This window comes from Cobetia sp. L2A1 (genome assembly GCF_009796845.1).
Taxonomy (GTDB): Bacteria; Pseudomonadota; Gammaproteobacteria; order Pseudomonadales; family Halomonadaceae; genus Cobetia.
The window spans coordinates 2,033,447-2,055,000 of the sequence record NZ_CP047025.1; the positions used below are offsets into that span (position 1 = coordinate 2,033,447).

The 21,554-nt window shown below is 55.8% G+C and carries 17 protein-coding genes; 6 read left to right on the forward strand and 11 right to left on the reverse strand.

The window, feature by feature from the left end:
* Window positions 1-19 precede the first annotated feature (19 nt).
* The 4 genes from GQR90_RS08850 to can all read right to left on the reverse strand — a co-directional run bounded on the left by GQR90_RS08850 (window position 20) and on the right by can (window position 5,274).
* A complete protein-coding gene (locus GQR90_RS08850; protein ID WP_158773783.1) occupies window positions 20-1,000 on the reverse strand; it encodes an ABC transporter permease in 981 nt (326 codons plus the stop codon).
* Window positions 997-2,043, reverse strand: a complete 1,047-nt coding sequence (locus GQR90_RS08855; protein WP_158773784.1) for an ABC transporter permease — start codon at window positions 2,041-2,043, stop codon at window positions 997-999. Before GQR90_RS08855 ends, GQR90_RS08850 begins: the two co-directional genes overlap by 4 nt.
* A gap of 284 nt (window positions 2,044-2,327) precedes the next feature.
* On the reverse strand, window positions 2,328-3,923 hold the full coding sequence (locus GQR90_RS08860; protein WP_158773785.1) for an ABC transporter substrate-binding protein: 1,596 nt from the start codon (window positions 3,921-3,923) through the stop codon (window positions 2,328-2,330).
* A gap of 694 nt (window positions 3,924-4,617) precedes the next feature.
* Window positions 4,618-5,274, reverse strand: a complete 657-nt coding sequence (gene can / locus GQR90_RS08865) for a carbonate dehydratase (protein WP_158773786.1) — start codon at window positions 5,272-5,274, stop codon at window positions 4,618-4,620.
* Between the two features lie 285 nt (window positions 5,275-5,559).
* On the opposite strand from can, the gene gorA reads away from it, so the two are divergent.
* From gorA to GQR90_RS08885, 4 genes are all read left to right on the forward strand, one after another.
* Complete coding sequence (gene gorA / locus GQR90_RS08870; RefSeq protein WP_233266498.1) at window positions 5,560-6,948, forward strand: glutathione-disulfide reductase; 1,389 nt, start codon at window positions 5,560-5,562, stop codon at window positions 6,946-6,948.
* Window positions 6,949-7,370: 422 nt separating this feature from the next.
* Complete coding sequence (locus GQR90_RS08875; RefSeq protein ID WP_158773788.1) at window positions 7,371-8,360, forward strand: TAXI family TRAP transporter solute-binding subunit; 990 nt, start codon at window positions 7,371-7,373, stop codon at window positions 8,358-8,360.
* 327 nt (window positions 8,361-8,687) lie between these two features.
* Entirely contained in the window at window positions 8,688-11,267 is a 2,580-nt protein-coding gene (locus tag GQR90_RS08880; protein WP_158773789.1) for a TRAP transporter permease, read from the forward strand.
* Between the two features lie 273 nt (window positions 11,268-11,540).
* Complete coding sequence (locus tag GQR90_RS08885; RefSeq protein WP_158775414.1) at window positions 11,541-12,941, forward strand: PhoH family protein; 1,401 nt, start codon at window positions 11,541-11,543, stop codon at window positions 12,939-12,941.
* A 207-nt stretch (window positions 12,942-13,148) separates the two neighbouring features.
* On the opposite strand, the gene GQR90_RS08890 is transcribed toward GQR90_RS08885, so the two are convergent.
* A complete protein-coding gene (locus tag GQR90_RS08890; RefSeq protein WP_158773790.1) occupies window positions 13,149-14,114 on the reverse strand; it encodes a DNA-binding protein in 966 nt (321 codons plus the stop codon).
* A 393-nt stretch (window positions 14,115-14,507) separates the two neighbouring features.
* On the opposite strand from GQR90_RS08890, the gene GQR90_RS08895 reads away from it, so the two are divergent.
* Both GQR90_RS08895 and GQR90_RS08900 read left to right on the forward strand, forming a co-directional pair.
* Window positions 14,508-15,812, forward strand: a complete 1,305-nt coding sequence (locus tag GQR90_RS08895) for a tyrosine-type recombinase/integrase (RefSeq protein WP_158773791.1) — start codon at window positions 14,508-14,510, stop codon at window positions 15,810-15,812.
* A 94-nt stretch (window positions 15,813-15,906) separates the two neighbouring features.
* A complete protein-coding gene (locus GQR90_RS08900) occupies window positions 15,907-16,338 on the forward strand; it encodes a SufE family protein (RefSeq protein WP_158773792.1) in 432 nt (143 codons plus the stop codon).
* Window positions 16,339-16,528: 190 nt separating this feature from the next.
* Here GQR90_RS08900 and GQR90_RS08905 read toward each other — a convergent pair whose 3' ends face one another.
* The 6 genes from GQR90_RS08905 to GQR90_RS08930 all read right to left on the reverse strand — a co-directional run bounded on the left by GQR90_RS08905 (window position 16,529) and on the right by GQR90_RS08930 (window position 21,503).
* The gene (locus GQR90_RS08905) at window positions 16,529-17,311 is read right to left on the reverse strand and encodes an ATP-binding cassette domain-containing protein (protein WP_158773793.1); all 783 of its coding nucleotides are present in this window, start codon (window positions 17,309-17,311) and stop codon (window positions 16,529-16,531) included.
* Window positions 17,312-18,271: an iron chelate uptake ABC transporter family permease subunit gene (locus tag GQR90_RS08910; RefSeq protein WP_158773794.1), complete on the reverse strand. Its 960-nt coding sequence runs from the start codon at window positions 18,269-18,271 to the stop codon at window positions 17,312-17,314.
* A complete protein-coding gene (locus GQR90_RS08915; protein WP_158773795.1) occupies window positions 18,268-19,275 on the reverse strand; it encodes an iron chelate uptake ABC transporter family permease subunit in 1,008 nt (335 codons plus the stop codon). The genes GQR90_RS08910 and GQR90_RS08915 overlap by 4 nt, the downstream gene beginning before the upstream one ends.
* Window positions 19,275-20,189: a Fe(3+) dicitrate ABC transporter substrate-binding protein gene (locus tag GQR90_RS08920; protein WP_158773796.1), complete on the reverse strand. Its 915-nt coding sequence runs from the start codon at window positions 20,187-20,189 to the stop codon at window positions 19,275-19,277. Before GQR90_RS08920 ends, GQR90_RS08915 begins: the two co-directional genes overlap by 1 nt.
* A gap of 202 nt (window positions 20,190-20,391) precedes the next feature.
* Window positions 20,392-21,105, reverse strand: coding sequence for an RES family NAD+ phosphorylase (locus GQR90_RS08925; protein ID WP_158773797.1), 714 nt, complete (start codon window positions 21,103-21,105; stop codon window positions 20,392-20,394).
* On the reverse strand, window positions 21,102-21,503 hold the full coding sequence (locus tag GQR90_RS08930) for an MbcA/ParS/Xre antitoxin family protein (RefSeq protein ID WP_158773798.1): 402 nt from the start codon (window positions 21,501-21,503) through the stop codon (window positions 21,102-21,104). The genes GQR90_RS08925 and GQR90_RS08930 overlap by 4 nt, the downstream gene beginning before the upstream one ends.
* Window positions 21,504-21,554 lie beyond the last annotated feature (51 nt).

Genomic DNA, 21,554 nt, shown 5'->3' on the forward strand with positions numbered 1-21,554 from the left:
TTCAACGTTCCTCTCGGCTTCAGCCCTTGTAGAGACGGGGGTTCATGACATCACGTAGCCAGTCGCCCAGCAGGTTGATGACCAATACCAGCACGATCAACACACCACCGGGAATCAGCGTGATCCACCAGCTACCCGACTGGAGATAGTCGAAGCCGGACTTGATCAGTGAGCCTAGCGATGGCTGGGTTTCGGGCATGCCGAGGCCGAGGAAGGACAGCGCTGCCTCCGAGATGATCGCGTTGGCGATCTGGACGGTAGAGATGACGAAGATCGGGGACAGGGTATTTGGCAGAATGTGGCGGAACATGATGCGGCGTGAACGGAAGCCCATGACACGCGCCGCATCCACGTATTCCTTGCTCTTCTCCGCCAGCACCGAAGCCCGCACGGTACGTGCGTACTGTGGCCACTCTGCCAGCCCGATGATCAGTACCAGCAGCAGCAGTGCATAGTCCGAGAATACCGCACCACCGAATGTCGCCTTGATGATGGCACCGACCACGATGGCGACCATCAGGGTCGAGAAGGACAGCTGAATATCTGCCATACGCATCAGGAAGGCATCAACACGCCCACCCATGTAGCCTGCCAGCAGGCCAAAGGTCACACCGAGAAGCGCTTGCAGAATGACGGCCCCAAAGCCGATCAACAGGGAGACACGTGTGCCATAGAGGATGGTGGAGAGCAGATCACGGCCCTGAGAGTCGGTGCCTAACAGGAAGGCTGAATCCCCTCCCTCCATCCAGACCGGCGGAAGCTCGGAGTTCATGATGTCGATCGTGGCGAGATCATAAGGATCGGCAGGCGCAATCAGAGGCGCCAGGAAGGCGCCGAGCACCATGGCCACGAAGATCAACAAGCAGGCTTGCGCCATCCAGTCACGCTTGAAGCTGTAGATCAGATAGGACTCACGCAAGCGCTGCCAGCGTCCCGGTACCACGATGGAGTTGGTCTTGGGCGTTGTCGCGCTGGCCACAGAAGAATTCGTCTGGCTCATGCTGGTTTCCCCGCAAGCTTGACGGTGGGATTGACCAGACCGTAAATCAGGTCGACGAGGGTATTGGTGACGACGAAGATCACACCGACCATCATCAGATAGGCCACGATCAGAGGAATGTCAGAACGCGTAATGGCTTCGAGGAACATCAGCCCCATGCCCGGCCACTGGAAGACGGTCTCGGTCAGAATGGTGTAGGCCACCATGGTGCCGATCTGCACACCGCCGACGGTAATCACCGGGAGCATGGTGTTTTTCAGTGCGTGCAAGAAATAGATGCGTCCAAGGCCAAGACCCTTGGCTCGCGCGAACTTGATGTAGTCCGATTGCAGAACTTCCATCATCTCGGCGCGAATCAAGCGGATGAACAACGGCAACATGATGGACGCCAGTGAGATAGCCGGCAGTACCAAGTGCCATAAACCGTCAGCAGTGAAGAAACCGCTGTTCCAGCTACCAGCAACGTGGGTCAACTCGCCACGGCCGTAGGAGGGCATGCCACCATCGGTGGAGAGCATGCCGTTCAGGATATCGCCCCAGACGGTATCGCTCGGAAACCAGTCAACCGTGATACCGATGGCAAACACCTGAATCAGCAGAATAGCGGTCAGGAACACCGGCACCGATATCCCGATGATCGAGGTTCCCATGAAGATGCGTGAGAACCAGTTGCGCGGTCTGATAGCCGCAAACACGCCAATTGGTGCCGATAGCAGAATGATGATCAGGCTTGAGGCCATCACCAGTTCCAGCGTCGCCGGCAGGTGCTTGAGAATCACCTCGGTGGCGGGCTGCTTGTAGAAGTAGGAGTTGCCGAGGTCACCTTGCAGCGCATTACCGGCAAAACGCAGATATTGGGTGATGAAGGGATCATTGAGGCCCATTTCATCGCGCATCACGTCGCGTTGAGCTTCGGTCACGGCCTGGCCGGTCATTTCACGAAGCGGATCACCCAGATTGTCCTGGATGGCGAAGCTGATGATGCTGATCACGAACATGACCAGTACGGCGTGCATCAGGCGTTTGATCAGAAAGGCAATCATGGATCGCCACCTTCCTCGTGAGCATCACGATCTAGAGCGCAACAGACAACATCGCGCAGGGTGTCAGGAGACCCTCCTGATAGCTGTTCCAGGTAGAGAGCAAAGGCTCCCCAACCCATCGTCCAAAGGGCGATGGCAGGTAGACTACGGAGGACGTTCTTGTACGCTTGGCTTCAGACGGAAGTAGCGTCAGGTGAGCCGGATTACATCATTACAAACTCCCGCCCAGGCAGGCGGGAGCTATTTACCCATCGCAATTTCAATAGTGAGGGAATGGTGAGGGATCAGTCCTGCTCGATGACCAGATCACCCAGATACGGGAAGTCCATCACATTGACGATGGGGGCGATATCGACACCATCACGTGCACCCCATGCCAGATTCTGCCAGTGCAACGGTACGAAGGCCGCATCGTCATAGATGGCTTTTTCGGCAGCCTGCAGCATCTTGGCCCGCTTCTCGGTGTCGGTTTCCAGATTGGCATCAGCCACCATCTTGTCGACTTCCGGGTTGCAGTAGTTGCCGGAGTTGTACTGGCCCATGCCGCTATCGGCATCGGGGCAGTTGGTCAGGAATTCAAAGAAGTTGGCACTGTCTTCGGTATCCGAGTGCCAGCCCAGCATCATCATGTCGGCTGCACGTGCATCGAATTCCGGCCAGTACTGGGCCTTGGGTAGCGTCTTGAGATCAACCTGGATGTTGATCTTCGCCAGCATTGACGCCACGGCCTGTGCGATCTTGGCATCGTTCACGTAGCGATTGTTCGGCGCCATCATGGTGATCTTGAAGCCATCCTCATAGCCGGCTTCCTTCATCAGTTCCTTGGCCTTGGCTACGTCATAGCGCGGTTTAAGCTCAGGATTGTGGCCTTGGTAGCCGTCAGGCGACATCTGAGCGGCCGGCGTCGCGAAGCCTTTCATCAGCTTCTGGGCGATACCTTCTTGGTTGATGGCATAGTTGACGGCCTGACGAACGCGCTTGTCCTTGAAGGCTTCGACGCGCTCTTCGTTCATCTGGAAGGTGATGATGCGGGTACCGCTCATCTCGACCAGATGAACACCGTCCTGATTGCGGATGCGTTCCAGATCTGTCGGCGGTACCGGTGAAATGAAGTCCATGTCGCCTGACAGTAGGGCGGCAACACGCGTGGCATTTTCCTTGATCGGCGTCAGGACGATTTCATCGACGTTGCCCGGTGATTCGGTGTCCCAATAATCCGCAAAGCGATCAAAGGTGACCTTGACCCCTTGCTGACGATCGGTGACGACAAACGGGCCAGTACCGGATTCATTGCGTGATGCGAAGCTATTGGCCGCCTTGGCGATCTCGTCCTTCGGCTTGCCGTCTTCGGCATCACCAGAATAGAACTTGCTGTCCATCGGGAAGATATAGGTCGCAGCGTTCAGTACCAGCGGGAACGGCTGATCAGTGATCAGATCGATCGTATAGTCGTCCACGGCTTTCACGTCGGTGAAGGGCGCGAAGATCGCCTTGAAGTCCGCGCTTTTCTTCAGGCGCTGGATGGTCCAGACCACATCATTGGCGGTGAAATCATTGCCGGAGTGGAACTTGACCCCTTCACGCAGATGGAAGCGCATGGTGTTGTCGTCGACACGCTCCCAGCTCTTGGCCAGGCGTCCATCGAAACCAAGATCCTTGTTCCAGCGAATCAGCGGATCAAACACCATATGCGACAGCTGCAGGATGCCGCCGGAGAGCTGCTCGTGAATATCGAGCGTGACCGGATCAGCATCGTAGGCCATGCGTAGGGTGACATCTTCGGCCAGCGCCGGCGCTGTCATGGCCAGAGTGGCGCTGCCGATCAGCGCACACAGGGTCTTCTTTTGGAAGAGGGTCTGGAAGGCATTCTGACAGGTCATGAGCTTCCCTTTACGTGTTTTGTTTGATTGTTCTTGTGGCTATCTTCGAATTCATCGCGCCATGAGATGGCAGCGGGGTGAAGACAGGAGATGCACCCTAACAGTAGAGAGTCACTTGGCAACGAGACAATCGAAATGTTGAGTAGCGAGATTCAGGTCATGAATAGCCCTCTTTGAAAGAACGCAACGTTGCTCAGTATGGTGCGTTGAGAGGCAAGGAGAGATTTTGCAAAATGGCGAGGTAATATCAGAAATATCAATATTATTTTAGGCGCATGTAGGTAGGTGGTCGATGTTTGCTCATGATGCATGCAAAATACCGATGTAGTGGAATTAAGTTATTATATATCAGTTGGTTATTAGCGTATCCAGGTGCTGATAGAGAGTAAAATTGAGGGCTTGAGAACGAAAAAACACACCCTCCATACACGCAAAAATGTCGCTCAGACCATTGAGCGAGGTGTATCGATCATTGCGAACAAATACCGTTGGATGGCTGAAAAGGTAGCGTTGATGAGTGATTCACCCTCTGAGCGATACAATGTGGTGCAAAGCCAAAACTTATCCCAAAGTCTAGCTTTGTGAGCTGCTGTCAAAGCCGTAACGCATAACGCCTCCCGAAAAGGGAGGCGTTATGCGTTACGTATTGCTTGGATACCAGGCGTCCGTGCACAGTGCTACGCCGAAGGCGTATTCACTCGGAAATTAGCGGCAGTGGCTCAAGACGATCAACCCGGTAAAGGTGCGGTACCTGAGAGAGATTGCTGATCGTGCACTCGAGGTTGTTGACCCGACCATCAGAGAGACCATAGACCCAGCCATGGACCTGAATCTTCTGACCGCGCTCCCATGCACGTTGCAGAATCTTGGTGCGCGCGAGATTCTGAACCTGAGAGCGAACATTCAGTTCGCACATGCGGTCAACACGGTCGTCCAACGGCAGCCCCATGATTTCGGCGTAGTGCAGGTTATAAAGTTCGCGCAGACTGTGAAGCCAGTAATCCACCATGCCGTTGTCACCGCCAGTTATCGCGGCACGAACACCACCACAACCGTAATGGCCGACGATCATGATGTGCTCGACCTTTAGGACATCAACGGCGTACTGAATCACTGACAGTGCATTCATGTCGTTGTAGTGAATCAGATTGGCGACATTACGGTGCACAAACACCTCACCCGGCGGGAGGTCGATGATCTGGTTAGCCGGAACCCGAGAATCCGAGCAGCCAATCCACAGATAGTCCGGATTCTGCTGGTTCGATAGACGTTTGAAGAACTCAGGATCGCGCTCGGTCATGGACTCGGCCCAGGCCTTGTTTTGCTCCAGCAGCTTTTCGATATTACTCATGGCAGAGGGACCACTTTTTTCAGGATGACGGGGTAGGGAGAATAGATAGTCTTGTACGGAACGCTTTGGCCGTAGCACCAATGGGGCTGCGCAGGTCGCTGCAAACAGCCGCCTTCAACAGCATATTGTAACTTTTGTCTAACATGCACTTGTAGTGTTTTTACCGTGCGATACCCCACAGGGTCAACCTGTGGGGTAGGGATGGAGAACGGTTGCACTGATCACGGGACTCCCGAGGGCGCTAGAGTCCTGATACCATGTCGGCAATTTACCGAGGAGATTCCCGTGTCCGATAAGACTATCCAGCCCGCGACAGACAGCTTCGACTTCGACTTGTTCGTCATTGGCGCCGGTTCCGGTGGCGTTCGTGCAGCACGTACTGCTGCCGCCACTGGCGCACGCGTCGCTGTCGCGGAAGACCGCTATCTTGGCGGCACCTGCGTGAATGTCGGTTGCGTGCCGAAAAAGCTTTATTCCTATGCAGCGCACTATCATGACAGCTTCAAGGACAGTGCTGGTTTTGGCTGGAATCTCGAGGAAGCTCCGCGCTTTGATTGGACGACGTTGCGGGATCGCAAGACTGCCGAGATTTCACGCCTCAACGGCATTTACCGCAACATGCTCAACAATTCCGGCACCACGCTGATTGAAGGACGTGCCACCATTGCGGATGCCCACACTGTAGTCGTCAATGGTCAGCAGTACACCGCAGCCAAGATTCTTGTCGCTACCGGTGGCTGGCCGTTCCTGCCGGACTTCCCGGGCCGTGAGCATGCGTTGGATTCCAATCGCATCTTCGATCTGGAAACCTTTCCCAAGCGTTTCTTCGTCATCGGCGGCGGTTATATCTCTGTTGAATTCGCCAGTATCTTCAATGGGCTGGGTTCAGAGACACACCTGAGCTATCGCGGTGACCTGTTCCTGCGTGGATTTGATAACGAAGTGCGTGAGTTCACGCGTGACGAGATGGCCAAGAAGGGCGTCAATCTTCACTTCAATACCACTGTCGAATCCATCGACAAGCAGGGTGATGTCTATCACGTCACCCTCAATGATGGTACCGCACTGGAAGTCGACTGCATTCTCGCCGCCACGGGCCGAAAACCGAATATTGATGGCTTGGGACTCGAGAATGTCGATGTCACTCTGAATGCCGATGGCACCGTGCGAGTCAATGAACGCTTCGAAACCAGTACACCCTCGATATTGGCTCTGGGCGACATCATCGGTGGGCCAGAATTGACACCGGTCGCCTTGGAAGAAGCCATGCATCTGGTGCGCGCGCACTTTGGTGATGGTGTTGTCGGTGGTCTGGATTACACCACCATCGCTACCGCGGTGTTCTGCCACCCCAACATCGGTACCGTTGGATTGAGCGAAGAAGATGCACGCACCACCTTCGACAGCATTCGCGTCTATACCGCTGACTTCCGTCCGCTCAAACACACGCTGTCAGGTAGTGATGAACGCAGTCTGATGAAACTGATCGTGGATGATGCCACGGACAAGGTCGTCGGCGTTCATATGGTCGGAGACGAAGCCGGTGAAATCATGCAGGGCATCGGCATCGCAGTGCGTGCAGGCCTGACCAAGGCTCAGTTCGACCTGACGGTGGGCATCCATCCAACTGCAGCAGAAGAATTTGTGACCATGCGCAGCGTGACCCGTACCTGATATGCGATGAACCTATCCGCTTGAGAGCGCAGTATTACGGCAACATTTGTCCTGTCATCCTGTAGTTGTCCATTTGCGATAGCGATTCGTCGAAAAAACGCCTCACGCCCTTATCGTGAGGCGTTTTTTATTGGATAAGTCACGGACACTGATTCTTTCTCATGAGAATCAGGGCACTTGGACATGATATTGCCGACACATACGTCTTTCGTAGCATAAAGCATCACGAGGACGTACCAGACACATCAGCTATGCTAAGCTCTCTTTAGCTTCACGCACCTACAAGTTACTGAAATCACAACCTTGTCACAGGTGAGTGATCGCTCCGCACACAGCCTTTTATAGCGCTAGGGGTAGGGCACGGATAACGTGTCAGGTGTAGGCGGAAAGACTAATAACAAGCCAGCAAAGGGAGTTTCAACATGACCATGATCAAGAAGACGCTGACAGCGGCGGTCGCGACAGCAGGTCTTGGCCTGATGGCTATCGCTGGGGGCGCCAATGCCGCCGAGCAGACCTTCGTGACCATCGGCACCGGCGGTGTGACCGGTGTCTACTACCCAGCAGGTGGTGCTATCTGCCGTCTGGTGAATCGTGGCAAGGCGGAACACGGCATTCGTTGCAGTGTTGAGTCTACCGGTGGCTCCGGCTACAACCTGAACAGTATTCGTACTGGCGAGCTGGACATGGGCGTCGCTCAGTCTGACGCGCACTACAATGCCTACGAAGGCGAAGGTGACTTTGCGGACTTCGGTCCCAACAAGGATCTGCGCTCCCTGTTCTCGCTGCACCCGGAACCATTCACCGTCGTGGCACGCAAGGACAGCGGCGTGACCGAGTTCGATCAGTTGGAAGGGAAACGCATGAACATCGGTAATCCGGGTTCAGGCCAGCGTTCCACTATCGACACACTGCTGTCTTCCCAGGGCAAGGACACCAGCATCTATTCCGTGGCGTCTGAGTTGAAAGCCTCTGAGATGTCTTCAGCGCTGTGCGACAACAAGATTGATGGCTATGTCTACGTTGTCGGTCACCCGTCCGGTTCCATCAAGGAAGCAACCACTACCTGTGACGCGAACATCGTCAACGTCACCGGTGAAGCGGTCGATAAGCTGGTCGCCGAGAAGCCGTACTTCTCTGTCGCCACTATCCCGGGTGGCATGTACCGCGGCAACGATGATGATGTGACCACCTTCGGTGTTCGCGCCACTATCGTCTCTAGCGCCGCTGTCGAAGATCGTGTGGCTTACGAAGTCGTCAAAGCGGTATTCGACAACTTTGACCAATTCCAGCGTCTGCACCCGGCCTTCCAGGTATTGAAGAAGGAAGAAATGGTCAGCGCGTCTCTGACTGCACCGCTGCATGATGGTGCCAAGCAGTACTACAAGGAAGCCGGGCTTTTGAGCGAGTGATGCATGTACTGATCTCAGCATGCAGCAAGCCTGATTGAGCTTGATCACAGGGACCGCACTCGTTGCGGTCCCTGTGCATGTGGACGACAGCATTTGTCACTTTGCACGATCGGGCCAAGCCCGAGGCTAGCGTCGGTGAAAGCTGCCTGATTTCTGCCAATTAATGGAAACATCTGTCAGGCCGGACATACTGAAGACGTAACCAGCTTGATAAGCATGTGGTTGTACATTGTCATTGCCGTATTGGGCCTTGTCGCGTCCTGCACGCGTGGTCCCCTGGTGACATTGTCGACTATCGCCTGACTCGCGTAGATCGGATCATAAAAAATGACCAAAACTCAAACTGCAGCAACGTCTGGGGCGCCTGGCGCCCAGCCGGATCATGACGCTGAAGTACTGAAAATGTTGGAGTCGGAAACCGGCGGGCGTCACCCGACAGGTGTCGGATACCACTTCATGTGGCTTGTGCCTCTGGCGTGGTCATTATTCCAACTGTACCTCGCGTCACCTCTGTCTTTATTGAATTCCGACACCGCGCGTGCCGTGCACCTCTGCTTTGCTATCTCATTAGCGTTCGTTTCCTATCCAGCTTACAAAGGGGCGCCGGCCAACCGTATCCCACTGTATGACTGGGCACTGGCGATATTTGCCGTGGCCGGTGTCGCTTATGTGCTGATCTTCAGTGATGAGCTAGCGCGGCGGGCAGGGGCTTACACCACGATGGATCTGGTGTTCTCGGGCGTCGGTCTGGTGTTGTTGCTGGAAGCGACACGACGTGCTCTCGGACCGCCGCTGGCAGTCGTCGCCAGCGTCTTCCTGCTTTATAGCTTGTTCGGCGCGTATATGCCGGATGTCATTGCCCATGCGGGTGCCAGCCTCAACAAGCTGCTAGGGCATCAATGGCTGACCACGGAAGGGGTCTTCGGGGTTGCGCTAGGCGTGTCCACCGATTTCGTTTTCCTGTTTGTCCTGTTCGGAGCCTTGCTTGAGCGCGCCGGTGCTGGTAACTACTTCATTCGCATGGCCTTCTCGATGCTGGGTCACATGCGCGGTGGGCCGGCCAAGGCAGCTGTCGTGGCGTCTGGTCTTTCCGGCATCATTTCCGGCTCGTCGATTGCCAATGTGGTGACGACAGGGACCTTTACCATCCCGTTGATGAAGAAGGTGGGCTTCCCAGCCAGCAAGGCTGCTGCCGTAGAAGTGGCTGCGTCGACCAACGGTCAGCTGACCCCTCCTATCATGGGTGCTGCCGCTTTCTTGATGGTCGAATATGTCGGCATTCCGTATCTTGATGTCATTCGTCACGCACTGCTGCCGGCATTGATCTCCTATATTGCGCTGATTTACATCGTTCACCTCGAAGCCTGTAAAGCGGGAATGGAAGGGCTGAAGCGTACGCACAAGACCAGCCTGATCGCGACGCTATTCACCTTCCTGTCCGTCTTTATCGGCATGAGCATCCTGACACTGGTGGTGTACTACGGTATTGGTTGGATCAAGACGATGGCCGGTGATAGCGCCGTCTATATCGTGTTGCCGCTGCTGCTGGCTGCCTACATAGGATTGGTTGCCTACTCAGCCCGTTTTCCTGAGTTGGATCATGGCGACATCGATGAATTGCCGCCTGTCGGTCCGACTGTCAAGGTAGGCCTTTACTTCCTGCTTCCCGTCGTCGTACTGGTCTGGTGTCTGACGGTTGAACGCATGTCTCCAGGGCTTTCTGCCTTCTGGGCCGTGCTGTTCATGATCTTCATCACCGTGACTCAGCGTCCTCTTGTCGCTGTCTTCCGCAAGGATCCCCAGATGGCCGCGGCCGCTCGACTGGGTGGCGAAGATCTCTTCCATGGTCTGGTGATCGGCGCGAAGAACATGATCGGTATCGGTGTTGCCACTGCCGCGGCAGGCATTGTCGTCGGTACCGTGACATTGACGGGCCTTGGCCTGAAGATGACCGCCTTCGTCGAGTTCATCTCGGCAGGCAATCTGATGTTGATCCTGATCTTTACCGCCGTTATTAGCCTGATACTCGGCATGGGGTTGCCGACCACGGCCAACTACATCGTGGTCTCGACACTGATGGCGCCGGTTATCGTCAATCTGGGGGCGGAAAATGGCCTGATAGTGCCGCTAATCGCGGTCCATCTGTTCGTCTTCTACTTCGGAATATTGGCGGATGATACGCCACCGGTGGGGTTAGCGGCCTTTGCGGCCGCCGCGATTGCCAAGTCGGACCCTATCAAGACCGGTATCCAGGGCTTCACCTACGATATTCGTACCGCGATTCTGCCGTTCATGTTCATCTTCAACACCAACCTGCTGTTGATGAATATTGATAGCTATTGGCATCTTGCGATTACCGTGGCTTCAGCAGTGGGCGCGATGCTGGTCTTCGCGGCCGCGACACAGGGGTACTGGCTGACCCGAACCCGCTGGTATGAAACGGTGGCGATGTTACTGATCACCTTCACGCTGTTCCGCCCCGGTTATTGGTGGGACATGATTTACTCGCCGGTCACGTTGATTCCGCCGCAGCAGATCGAAGCGATGATGGCTGAGGCGCCCGCCAACTCTGATCTTCGTATCCATGTTTCTGGAACCAACCTGGATGGTGACACTGTCTCCAGAACCATGTTGCTGCCAGTGACGGATGCCGAAGGAGGCGAGGCGCGTCTGAGTGATGTCGGGCTGACGCTGGATATCAGTGACGAGAAGGTCGTGGTGAGCATGGTTGAGTACGGTAGTGTGGCCCAGCAGGCCGGGATCGATTTCGACTTCACCATTGACGATATTGAGCAGACGGCTGAACGTCCGCCAAAAGAAATTGCCATGCTGCCTGCCATTGCGCTGTTATGGCTGATTGGCTGGCTACAGGTAAGGCGCCGTCGCCGTGAGGCGATTGCCGCCTGATGGGGACATTTGATCCTGTGATATAAGTCGTCAATAAGTTGATGACAAAAAGCCGCCCCGGCATGCCGGGGCGGCTTTTTTGATGGTATCTGGATGGCTGGGCAATGCGTGATGACGAAAAGAGCGCAGGTCTTCAGCGGAGACAAAGTATGCGCCTGCGTTGCGTGACCTGTCATTAGTCCCAGCGTGAAATTGGTGAGTGATTTGAAACACAATCGACATATTCAGCATGCTAGTTTCAAAGGGCACACTCCAACGGAAGGCATGTCGCCAATGGTAAGAGTCGAGAAGCAGTCCCGTCGTCTGTATGTCCTCGATACCAATGTGTTGATTCACGATCCCTCAGCCATCTTTCAATTTGATGAGCACGATGTCGTCATTCCCATGACGGTCCTTGAGGAGCTGGATAAGCACAAGAATGGCAATAAGGAGATTGCCCATACTGCTCGTCAGGTTAGCCGCACCCTATCGGACCTCACCGCCGACATCACTCCCCAGGAAATCCTGCGCGGCATTCCGCTGCCGGGGACACTGAGCGGTTCTGGTCATCTCCACTTCCTCTCCGGTGCCGTCGATCAGAGTGACGATTGCGCTGATAATCGTATTCTTGCTGAAACCCGAAGTCTGGTAGCACGCAGCCAGGATGCTTCCGTCATCCTGGTGACCAAGGACATCAATCTACGTATCAAGGCTGCTGCGCTTGGGATGGCGGTTGAAGACTATCTGACCGATCGTGCCTTCACCGACAGTGATGCCATGATCGAGGGGGTCAAGCTCTACCATGAGGCTGGACCTGATGGGCAGGGTGTCTGGGATGACCTCAAATTTGATGTCACCGTGACACGTGAACATCACCGCACCTTCTATCAGCTCTCCGGACAGATGCCGAGCGATTGGTATCCGGGCATGCTGATTGCTGATTGTGACAAGGGAGCAAGCTTCGAGGCCATCGTACGTGAACTGGGGCATGATCATGCCACGCTCGAAGTGCTGCAAAATTATCGTAACGAGCGCAGTGCATGGGGGGTCAATGCTCACGATAGTCGTCAGAACTTCGCCCTCAACCTCCTGATGGATGAAAGCGTCGACATGGTGTCGATCGCCGGCAGTGCAGGCACGGGGAAAACATACATGACCCTTGCGGCGGCCTTTGAGCAGACGCTCGAGAAGAAACGCTTTGAGCGCATCATCTTTACCCGCGCGCCGATTGCGATGGGCGAAGAGATCGGCTTCTTGCCTGGCACCGAAGAGGAAAAGATGTCGCCCTGGATGGGAGCCTTCCACGACAACATGGATAACTTGCTGCGCAAGGAAGGTGAAGGCACCAGCGCCTGGAGCGAGGAAGCGACGCGCGCCTGGATTGGTAATCGTGTGCAGATTCGCTCACCGTCATTCATGCGTGGGCGCACCTTGAGCAATACCTTCCTGATTATCGATGAGGCTCAGAACCTGACACCCAAGCAGCTCAAGGGTCTGCTAACCCGCGCAGGCGCAAATACCAAGGTAGTGTTACTGGGCAATGTCGGGCAGATAGATACGCCTTATCTGACCGCCAACACCTGTGGTCTTGCCGTCGCCGTGCAACGATTTGCCAGCTGGCCACATGCAGGGCATGTCACGCTCAAGTGCGTCGAACGTTCACGTCTGGCTTTGGTCGCCGAGGAGTTGCTGTAATGGTTGAGGGTATTCAACGGCTGACATAGTCCTGCCAGCCTCTTGTCCCATGTCTTACCTCTATCGCACATAAAAAGCGCCGCCCATCAGGGCGGCGCTTTTTATGTCATCAACCCAGATAGCGTCTCGGGTGAGGCTAACGCGCAGTTACGTCACAGCCGATAGAAGCAAGCTCTTTACAGCAGGATTTAACATCTACAGCAGGTTTTAGCAGACAAATGGCGGCAAGGGCGCATGCGACAGACGCTCTTGCAGCATACGGTTCTCATGATTTACCTGCGCCAGCAGCGCTTCAGCACGCGATTGCTCCGCCGTTGAGTGCTCTAGCTGCGCCCGTAGACTCTTGAGCTCAGAATCACGCTGCTGACGCAGTGTGGCTTCTTCAAAGCGTCGCCGTTCTTCTTCCTGCAGCAACTTACGCTGCTCTGCCGTCTGGGCATCCAACCGCTCGATACGTTTCTCGAGCTGCTCTTGACGACGGCGATGCTGCTTGTCGAGCTCATGCTTCTCGAGGCGAGCATCATCCAACATCTTCATCAGGCGCGTTTCGCTGGCCTCATGGCGCGATTCTTCCTGCACCAGGCGGTCTTTCCACTCAGTATCCTGATCCTGCAACGCCTGCTGATGCCTCTCGTTGTCATGCTCGCGGGAGCGCTCCAGTGCCGTGGCATCTTCCTGAGCCAACACAAGCCGCTTTTCCAACTTTTCCTGGAGTTGCTGCCAGTGATCACGCTCGTGAGTCAGCGCCGCCAGTGCCTGTACACGCTCCTCAAGCCGCGCTTGTACCTGTGTCAGTTGCCCCGACAGGGCGCTCAGACGCTGCTCAGCATCTTCTGCGCGCCGCTGTGACTGCGCTTCAGCCTCACGGGCAGCGCTCGTCTGCTTGTCCGCTTCCTGTCGATAGTGGACAAGACTTTCGTTAGCGAGGCCCTGAGCCTCTTTCCATACCACCGTCAGTGTCTCTGTCAGGCTGTCCGGCATCGCTTGGCTCAGAGGCTCATCGCGTTTTTCCGCACGCCGCTGGCGCCATTCACGTAGATGGTCGCTGATAGTAGTGAAGCTGCCGGTACCGAGCACTTCGCGAATTTTCTGCACGCTCGGGGCTTCGCCCCGCGCCATCAATGACTCGATGGCTCGTTGTACATCCTCGTACTGGACGCCAGTGCGCGCCATGGGAATCTCCGTCCATATTCTGAAGTAAATGCTTAGCGGCCATTACGCCATGAAGTGGTGCGGACTACCACCTTAATAGCGCCGTACCCGTGCGATAACCCTTCGGCACGAGTATTCATGGGCGTTCTCTTGCTTGTGCCAAAAGAAGGATACCCCTGTTTGAACGCATCATACCGGTTTGATGGCGTAGGATAAAGTTAATTACGTTATACGTAATATGTAATTTACAGTACGATAGAGGGTATAAATTCATGATTACGCGCCTTATCTTGAATTATCATGACTACACCAGCACAATCACTCTCATAGGCGTCAAGCTTTCGTGGTGGCAGGGCATCAGCAAGACAATCACATGACTAACAAAGTGCATCACATACAGGGAAATCCAGCCGTATGGCGCATAACTTCGCTGAAAATGACGCAAATGACAGCATCAGCAGACTGGTGAGCAATCTAGAAGGTGAGCTACAGAAAGCCGAGGCGACAAGCGTCTTGGTACAAACGTCAGACCCCTTGATTGCCGCCCGTACTGACATAGAGGCCGTTGCCGCCTGGTTGGCTGAATATCGCCATAGCGCCCAAACGCTACGTGCATATCGTAAAGAGGCGGAGCGCCTGCTGTTGTGGCTGAAAGCCGAAGGTGGGCAGGGGCGTAGAGAGACACTCGCGAGTCTTGATCGAGAGCGGCTTGAAAAGTTCGAGGCCTTTCTTGCAGACCCACGGCCTGCTGAGCGTTGGATCGGCAGTGTGCGTGCCCGCAAGCATCCAGAGTGGCGACCGTTTCGCGGTCCGCTGGCTCCCGCCAGTCGACGACAGAGCCTGGTAATCTTGCAGGGGTTATATAGCTGGTTGATCGAAGCGGGTTATCTACACCGCAATCCTTTTCGGCTGATGCGTGACAAGCGTCGCCTGGATAATCGTACTCAGCGCATCGAGCGCTATCTGGAGCGACCATTATGGGATTGGCTCTGGACGCGTATCGAACAGCAGTGTGATATCGACGTCACCGTAAGTCACACTCATGTCGAGGCACTGGCAGTCCCCGACGACAGCCAGGCCGCGATGAAACATCGGCGCCAATGTTTCATCGCTGAGCGCCAGCGCTTTCTCTTCGCGTTCGCCTATCTCATGGCACCGCGAATTGCCGAAATGGCGGCGGCCCGCATGGGAGATATCGCACTCAGAGAAGGACAGTGGTGGTGGCGCGTGATAGGCAAGGGCGCCAAGTTGGCCGAGATTCCCTTGCCGCCGCCGATGCTTGATGCCCTGATTCGCTGGCGTCGCGTGCGTAATATGAGCGATTTACCCCAGGCGCTACCGGATGATGAATACTTGCCGCTCATCCCTCGACTGGATGGCCATACCCCGCTGGGAGATAACCAGCTTTATCGATTGATCAAGCAGACGTTTGCACAGGCCGCGGACGATATGCGTGGGCGAGCTGAGCAGGAGGGCAATGCCAGTGAGTTGATGGCGCGCAGCCTCGACAAGGCCAGCCCTCACTGGCTACGCCATACCGCGATCACTCATCAAGCACAGGCAGGCGTCGAGCTACGTTTCCTATCGCGTTCGGCTCGTCATTCACGACTGGATACGACGGCTCGCTATCTGCATGCTGAAGATGCGGAATGGCAGGAGCAGATGGCCAGGCACTCATTGCGCGCGCATCCGCAAACGACTGGTGATGGAGACATCTGAGCACCGTGCGCCACTCGAGTTGGCGCGTTATCATGGCGTCATTACACGGCACATGCCGTTCGTTATCCTTAGCATCAGACAAGATGGAGACAGCATGAGCGAGGCCCAGCAAGCGCAGGCGGAATTGGTCGAAGAATTCAGCTTTTTCGATAACTGGATGGACCGCTATCAGTACATCATCGACATGGGTAAGGCGTTGCCTACCTATCCAGAAGAGCTGAAGGGGCCGCACACCAAAATTGATGGGTGTCAGTCCAATGTCTGGATTCATCCTGAGGTGAAAGGCGAGGGCAGCGAGCAGCGCCTGCGCTTCCAGGCTACGTCTGACGCCGCGATCGTGGCTGGCCTGATCGCAGTCGTACTGCGGATCTATAATGACCGCACGCCACAGGAAATCGTCGCCACTCAGCCGACCTTCCTCGCAGAGCTAGGGCTTGATAAACACCTGTCCCCGACGCGCTCCAATGGGCTGCACGCCATGCTCAAACGCATCTATGGCGTTGCAGAACTACACGTCAAGGCGTGAAGCCGAGCTGAACAGGGCTGATCAAGAGAGCCAGTATTTCATCATGGCGCTCCCGTGAAACGACAACGCCCGCCGCGTCAGGTCTCCTCATGAGACGGATGCGGCGGGCGTTGTCCATTTCAGCTTCTGATATTGCGTCAAACTCTGACCTGGGCGAGCTAGCTGATCTGGGTGAACTAGATAGATGAAGTCATTGACGTACGATGACCATGGGAGATCCGGTGGCAGGATCAGGATGGATGTCGGCGTCGACGGAAAAGACATGCCTCATCAATTCTGAGGTCGCCGCACAGGCGGGCTGGCCACTCACCTGCAACCGACCCTCTTTCAGCATGATGATGTGGTCAGCGTAGCGAAACGCCTGGTTGAGATCATGCAATACCGCTACAACCGTCTGGCCGTCCGCGATCATGTCGTGAATCATGCTCATCAGCTCAACCTGATGGTTGATGTCCATATAGGTCGTGGGTTCATCCAGCAGTACCAGCGGAGCCTGCTGGGCAAGCACCATGGCGACCCATGCACGTTGACGCTGTCCACCCGAAAGATCTTGTAACTGGCGGTGCGCCAGCGGACCTATCTGCACACGCTCGATGGCTTCATCGACAATGGCACGGTCCTTACCTGTCAGGCGTCCCCAGAGATCGTTATAGGGGCTACGACCGTAGCCCACCAACTCACGTACGTTGATACCTTCAGGAATCGGCAGCACCTGAGGCAGAAAGGCGACCTGCCGGGCCAGCGCCTTGGGCGATTGACGGTGGATGGAATGACCATCCAGCATTATCTCGCCGTGACTGGGGGTGAGCGAACGGACAAGGCTCTTGAGCAACGTGGATTTCCCGCAGCCATTGGGGCCCACTAACGCAGTAAACTGTCCCCGCGGGATCTCGACCTTCAGTCCTTCGATAATGGGGGCTTCACCATAGCCCAGTGTGAGATCAGTGATCTCGAGTATCGCGTCGCGTGTCATCTATTTGGCCTTATGCAGCAGCCACAGGAAATAGGGTGCGCCGACAATCGCCGTCAGCACGCCTGCGGGGATTTCCGACGGAGGCATCAGGCTGCGACCGAGCATGTCAGAAGCGAGCAATATCACGGCCCCTACCATCGCTGCGACAGGGAGTAGCTGAAGATGCCTGCCGCCCATGATTCTTCGTGCAATGTGCGGTGATACCAGTCCCACAAAGGTGATCGGCCCCACGATCGAGACCGAGACCGAGACCATCAATACCGCCAACCCGAGGGCTCCCCAGCGTAGACATTTCATCCGGACGCCGAGCGAGGCGGCCGATTGATCGCCCAGCGCCATCAGGTCCAGTGGTTTCGCCAGCAGCATCGACGCACACAGCATGGGCAGCAGTGAGATGACCGGCCAGAGCTGCTGCCAGCCACGCGCCCAGAGGCTGCCGGTCAACGACAATAGCGCCGTGTTGACCTCGGTCGGATGCGTGAGCAACAGGAACTCCGTGATGCCCGAAAAGGTGACGGAGATCGCGATCCCGGTCAGTGCAAAGCGGACTGGAGAAAATTCATCGATGTTATAAGCCATCAACAGCGCTGCGCCACAGAAGCCTCCGATTCCGGCCACCAGCGGCAAAAGCGCGGGTGATGTGCTAGGGAAGATGAGTAGGGCGATACTGAGTGCAAGACCAGCACCCTGTGTCACACCCAGAATATCAGGTGACGCCAGGGGGTTACGGATGATGCCTTGCACCAGGGCGCCAGAGACTCCCATGGCTGCCCCCGTCACGAGGGCAATCATGCTGCGTGGGAAGCGGTGGTTCCAGACCACGAAATCCTGTGCATCATGCTGTATCAGCAGGTGCATGACGGACGCGAGATTCACAGTGTGCTCGCCCAACATCAGGGCCATCACGAATACCGCTGCCAGCATGACTGACACGAGCCCCAGTTTCACTGCCGATGTCATCGTAGCCTCCTTGCCATCAGCAGGAAGAAGGGCGCACCGATCAATGCGGTGACTGCACCTGCGGGCGTCTCTGAAGGAAAGGCAACCCAACGGCCGATGATGTCGGAGAGCAATAACAGGATGGCCCCACACATGGCACTCGCCAATACCAGTGGGCGGTAATCTACCCCAAGCATGCGGCGTGCGATATTGGGTGCCATCAGTCCAATGAAACCGATGGGCCCCACGACAGCGACGGTCACGCCGACCATGATCGTGCCACCGGTGAAGATGATGATACGCAGTCGATTCAGCGGTACGCCCAGCGACTGGGCGCTGTCATCGCCGAGATTCATGAGATTGAGGTGCTTGGCCACTACGATGCTTAGCAGGAATGCGCCGATGAATGCCACTGCCAGTAGCCAGACGTCAGGCCACCTGGCGCCCACCATGGAGCCAGCCAGCCAGTTCAGCACTCCCATGGAGCGCTCCTCTGCCAGCAGGATGACCAGGCGTGTCATGCTGGCGCATAGCGCAGCAACGGTGATGCCTGCCAACACCAATCGTGCACGGGAAGCATCTGTCGACCAGGCCGCGCCCAGCACGAAGACGATGAGCCAGGCAATTCCACCACCCAGTACTGAAATCATCGTATTTCCAAACGGGATAGCGATTGGCAAGACGCCACTGGACACCAGTGCAAGACCAAGACTTGCACCGCCAGTGACACCCAGCATCGTGGGAGACGCGAGCGGGTTGCGTGAGATGCCCTGCATCAATAGCCCAGCCATGCCCAGCAGGGCGCCAACGAGAATGGTTGTCAGGGTGCGCGGAAGGCGGATATGACCAATGATCTGTGACGTCATGTCATCCGTCTGACCTGTCTGTCCAAAGGCCCATACATCCGCTGGCGTCAGCGTGAAGGTCGAAAAAGCCCAAAGCGACCACCAGGCCAACATGATCAGCACGATAAAGGCCGCCCCAAAGAGGATGGAGGGGCTGTTCTTGATTGGTGGGACTGTCATTATTCGGAATCGACGTTCTGGAAGGTGCCATCAAACATTGCCGCGACATCGGCAGCGATCTTTTCTGCTGCCATGATGCCTCGATTACGCGCCCAAGCGTTTGGATCGACCGAATAGACATGCTTGTGCTTGACCGCTGTCAGCAGGCTCCAAAGCGTTTCGCCATGCCATCTGTCGATGATGGAAGGACGACGATAGTGTCCCACCATGAAATATTGCGGATTGATCGACAGGAATTGCTCCAGGCTAACGAAATTCTGCGAATTCGGCCCAGCATCGGGTATCTCCAACCCCAGCGCTTTCATGACGGAGCCATCATAGGACTGAGGGCCATGCAGTGACAGGCTATCTTCGCGTGCGGCAGCAAAGACAGCGCTCGCCCCGTCGGGAATTTTCGACGCATACATGGCCATGGTCTCATCATGCTTTGCCAAGCGCGCTTTCATTTCATCGCTCTTGCCGACGGCCTTGGCAACAATTCGCGCAGACGCCAAGCTACCGGCGTAGTCTTCGCCGCGAGATTCCAGTAGCAATGTCGGTGCAATGGCAGACAGCTGGGTGTACATCTTTGCGTGACGATTGACATCTGCAATGATCAAATCCGGTTTTAGCTCGGCAATGGCTTCTATGCTGGGCTGCGCGCGCTTACCGACCGATGTGTAATCCCCCAGTACGTCACGGACTTGTGGCGGCAGGCGGTTCTCGTCGTTGTCATCCGCCACACCGACTGCTGGCACCGCGATGGATGCCAATGAATCCGCGAAGGAAAACTCAAGTACCACAATGCGCTGGGGAGTGTCGGGGATCGTCACCTCATGGCTACCATCATCGATGGTGATCGATTTGGCGAACGCTGCCGGTGCGCTTGTAAAGAACACCAGCACCGCAGCGCAAAGAAGGGACCTCAACTTCATTGACAACATCTCCGTTTCGTATAGGCAGGGAATCCATGAGTCAGACGCAGGAATCTTGGTCCGTTCACGCCGCTTTTCTGACACTGTCAGCCCAGCATGGTTTCCGCTCAATGAGACTCTGCAATCACATTGATGAAGACTGAATGGGGATGAGAACAGGAAAGGCGGCACGCCATACCGCATTGGCGGAAGGAAATAGCGGCTAGCGGTGTTCCTTCACTTCCAGCACATGCGTCATGGCTTGATGCTGCCCATCCCAGACATAACGCAGGTGGGGTCCCTGAATGGGAATACTCACCGCCGGTGGTCGCAGGATGGCTGCACATTCAGCTGCAACATCTACAGTGGAATTGCGTACGCTCGGGTACAGCAATCCCCAGCTACCACTTTCTCGCAGCTGTGCTGCAAAGACTTGTCCCGCTGGATAACTGGCCATATCGGCAAGACACAGGTCGTCATACCCTTGGCGAATGTCATGCAGTGACTGTGTGACTTGATTCACATAGCTACGCATGGTCATTTCCTGGCTAGGTTGTGAGGTATCAGCCAGGAAGCGCGCCATATGGAAGCGCGTTTCGACAATAGCGGTATCCAACGTACTGGCGCAGTAGTAGACGCCAAAACTGCCATCCGTAAAACGTGATATGCGGCCAATATGCGTAAAAGCGGCCATGACAGGGGTCGAGCCAGGGCCACTGATGCGGTCTTCCGGAGCAACGCGAGAGAGCTCTCCCACCTCTTCGCGTAAGCGGTCATTGGTCATCGCTTCGATCGCAAACGCCATTTCCAGCTCATCTGGCTCAAGAATATCCTCGAAGACCGAGATGGGCGGGAAGGCACTTGAGATCACGCGCCAGGCACTTTTCCATTCAGGGAGTGCAAGTGGCGGCGCGGCGTGCACCGTGGAGAGACTCATCCGCGCACGCCATCGAGATAGCGGCGAGTATCTGCCAGGGACACCACCTGGCCGGCCAGCATGTAATCCAGCGCACTACGGCCATTGAAGGGTGCGGCACGATTGGGGCGGCGCACCCACTCATGGGCCATTTCCGGCGTATTGCTGAATAGAATACGTAGCGCCTTATGAATACCCATCACGTAGGAGATACGCTCCAGTGTGTCATTCGGCAGACGGACTTCCGGCAGCTTGCGATATTTGTGGTAGGTCGTTGTGCCGACACCTCCCAGCAGCACTCGCTGATCGGCAGCACTACATTGCCACTTCTCCGTGATATTGAAGAAAGACTTGAGTGCCACTCGGCCTGCACTGGGGCTGGTGGGGGAAACACGATCAATGGCGGTAGCGGTGGACATGTGAAGCCTCCTGCAGCTAATCAATTACACAAGTGTAGTTTATCATCTATT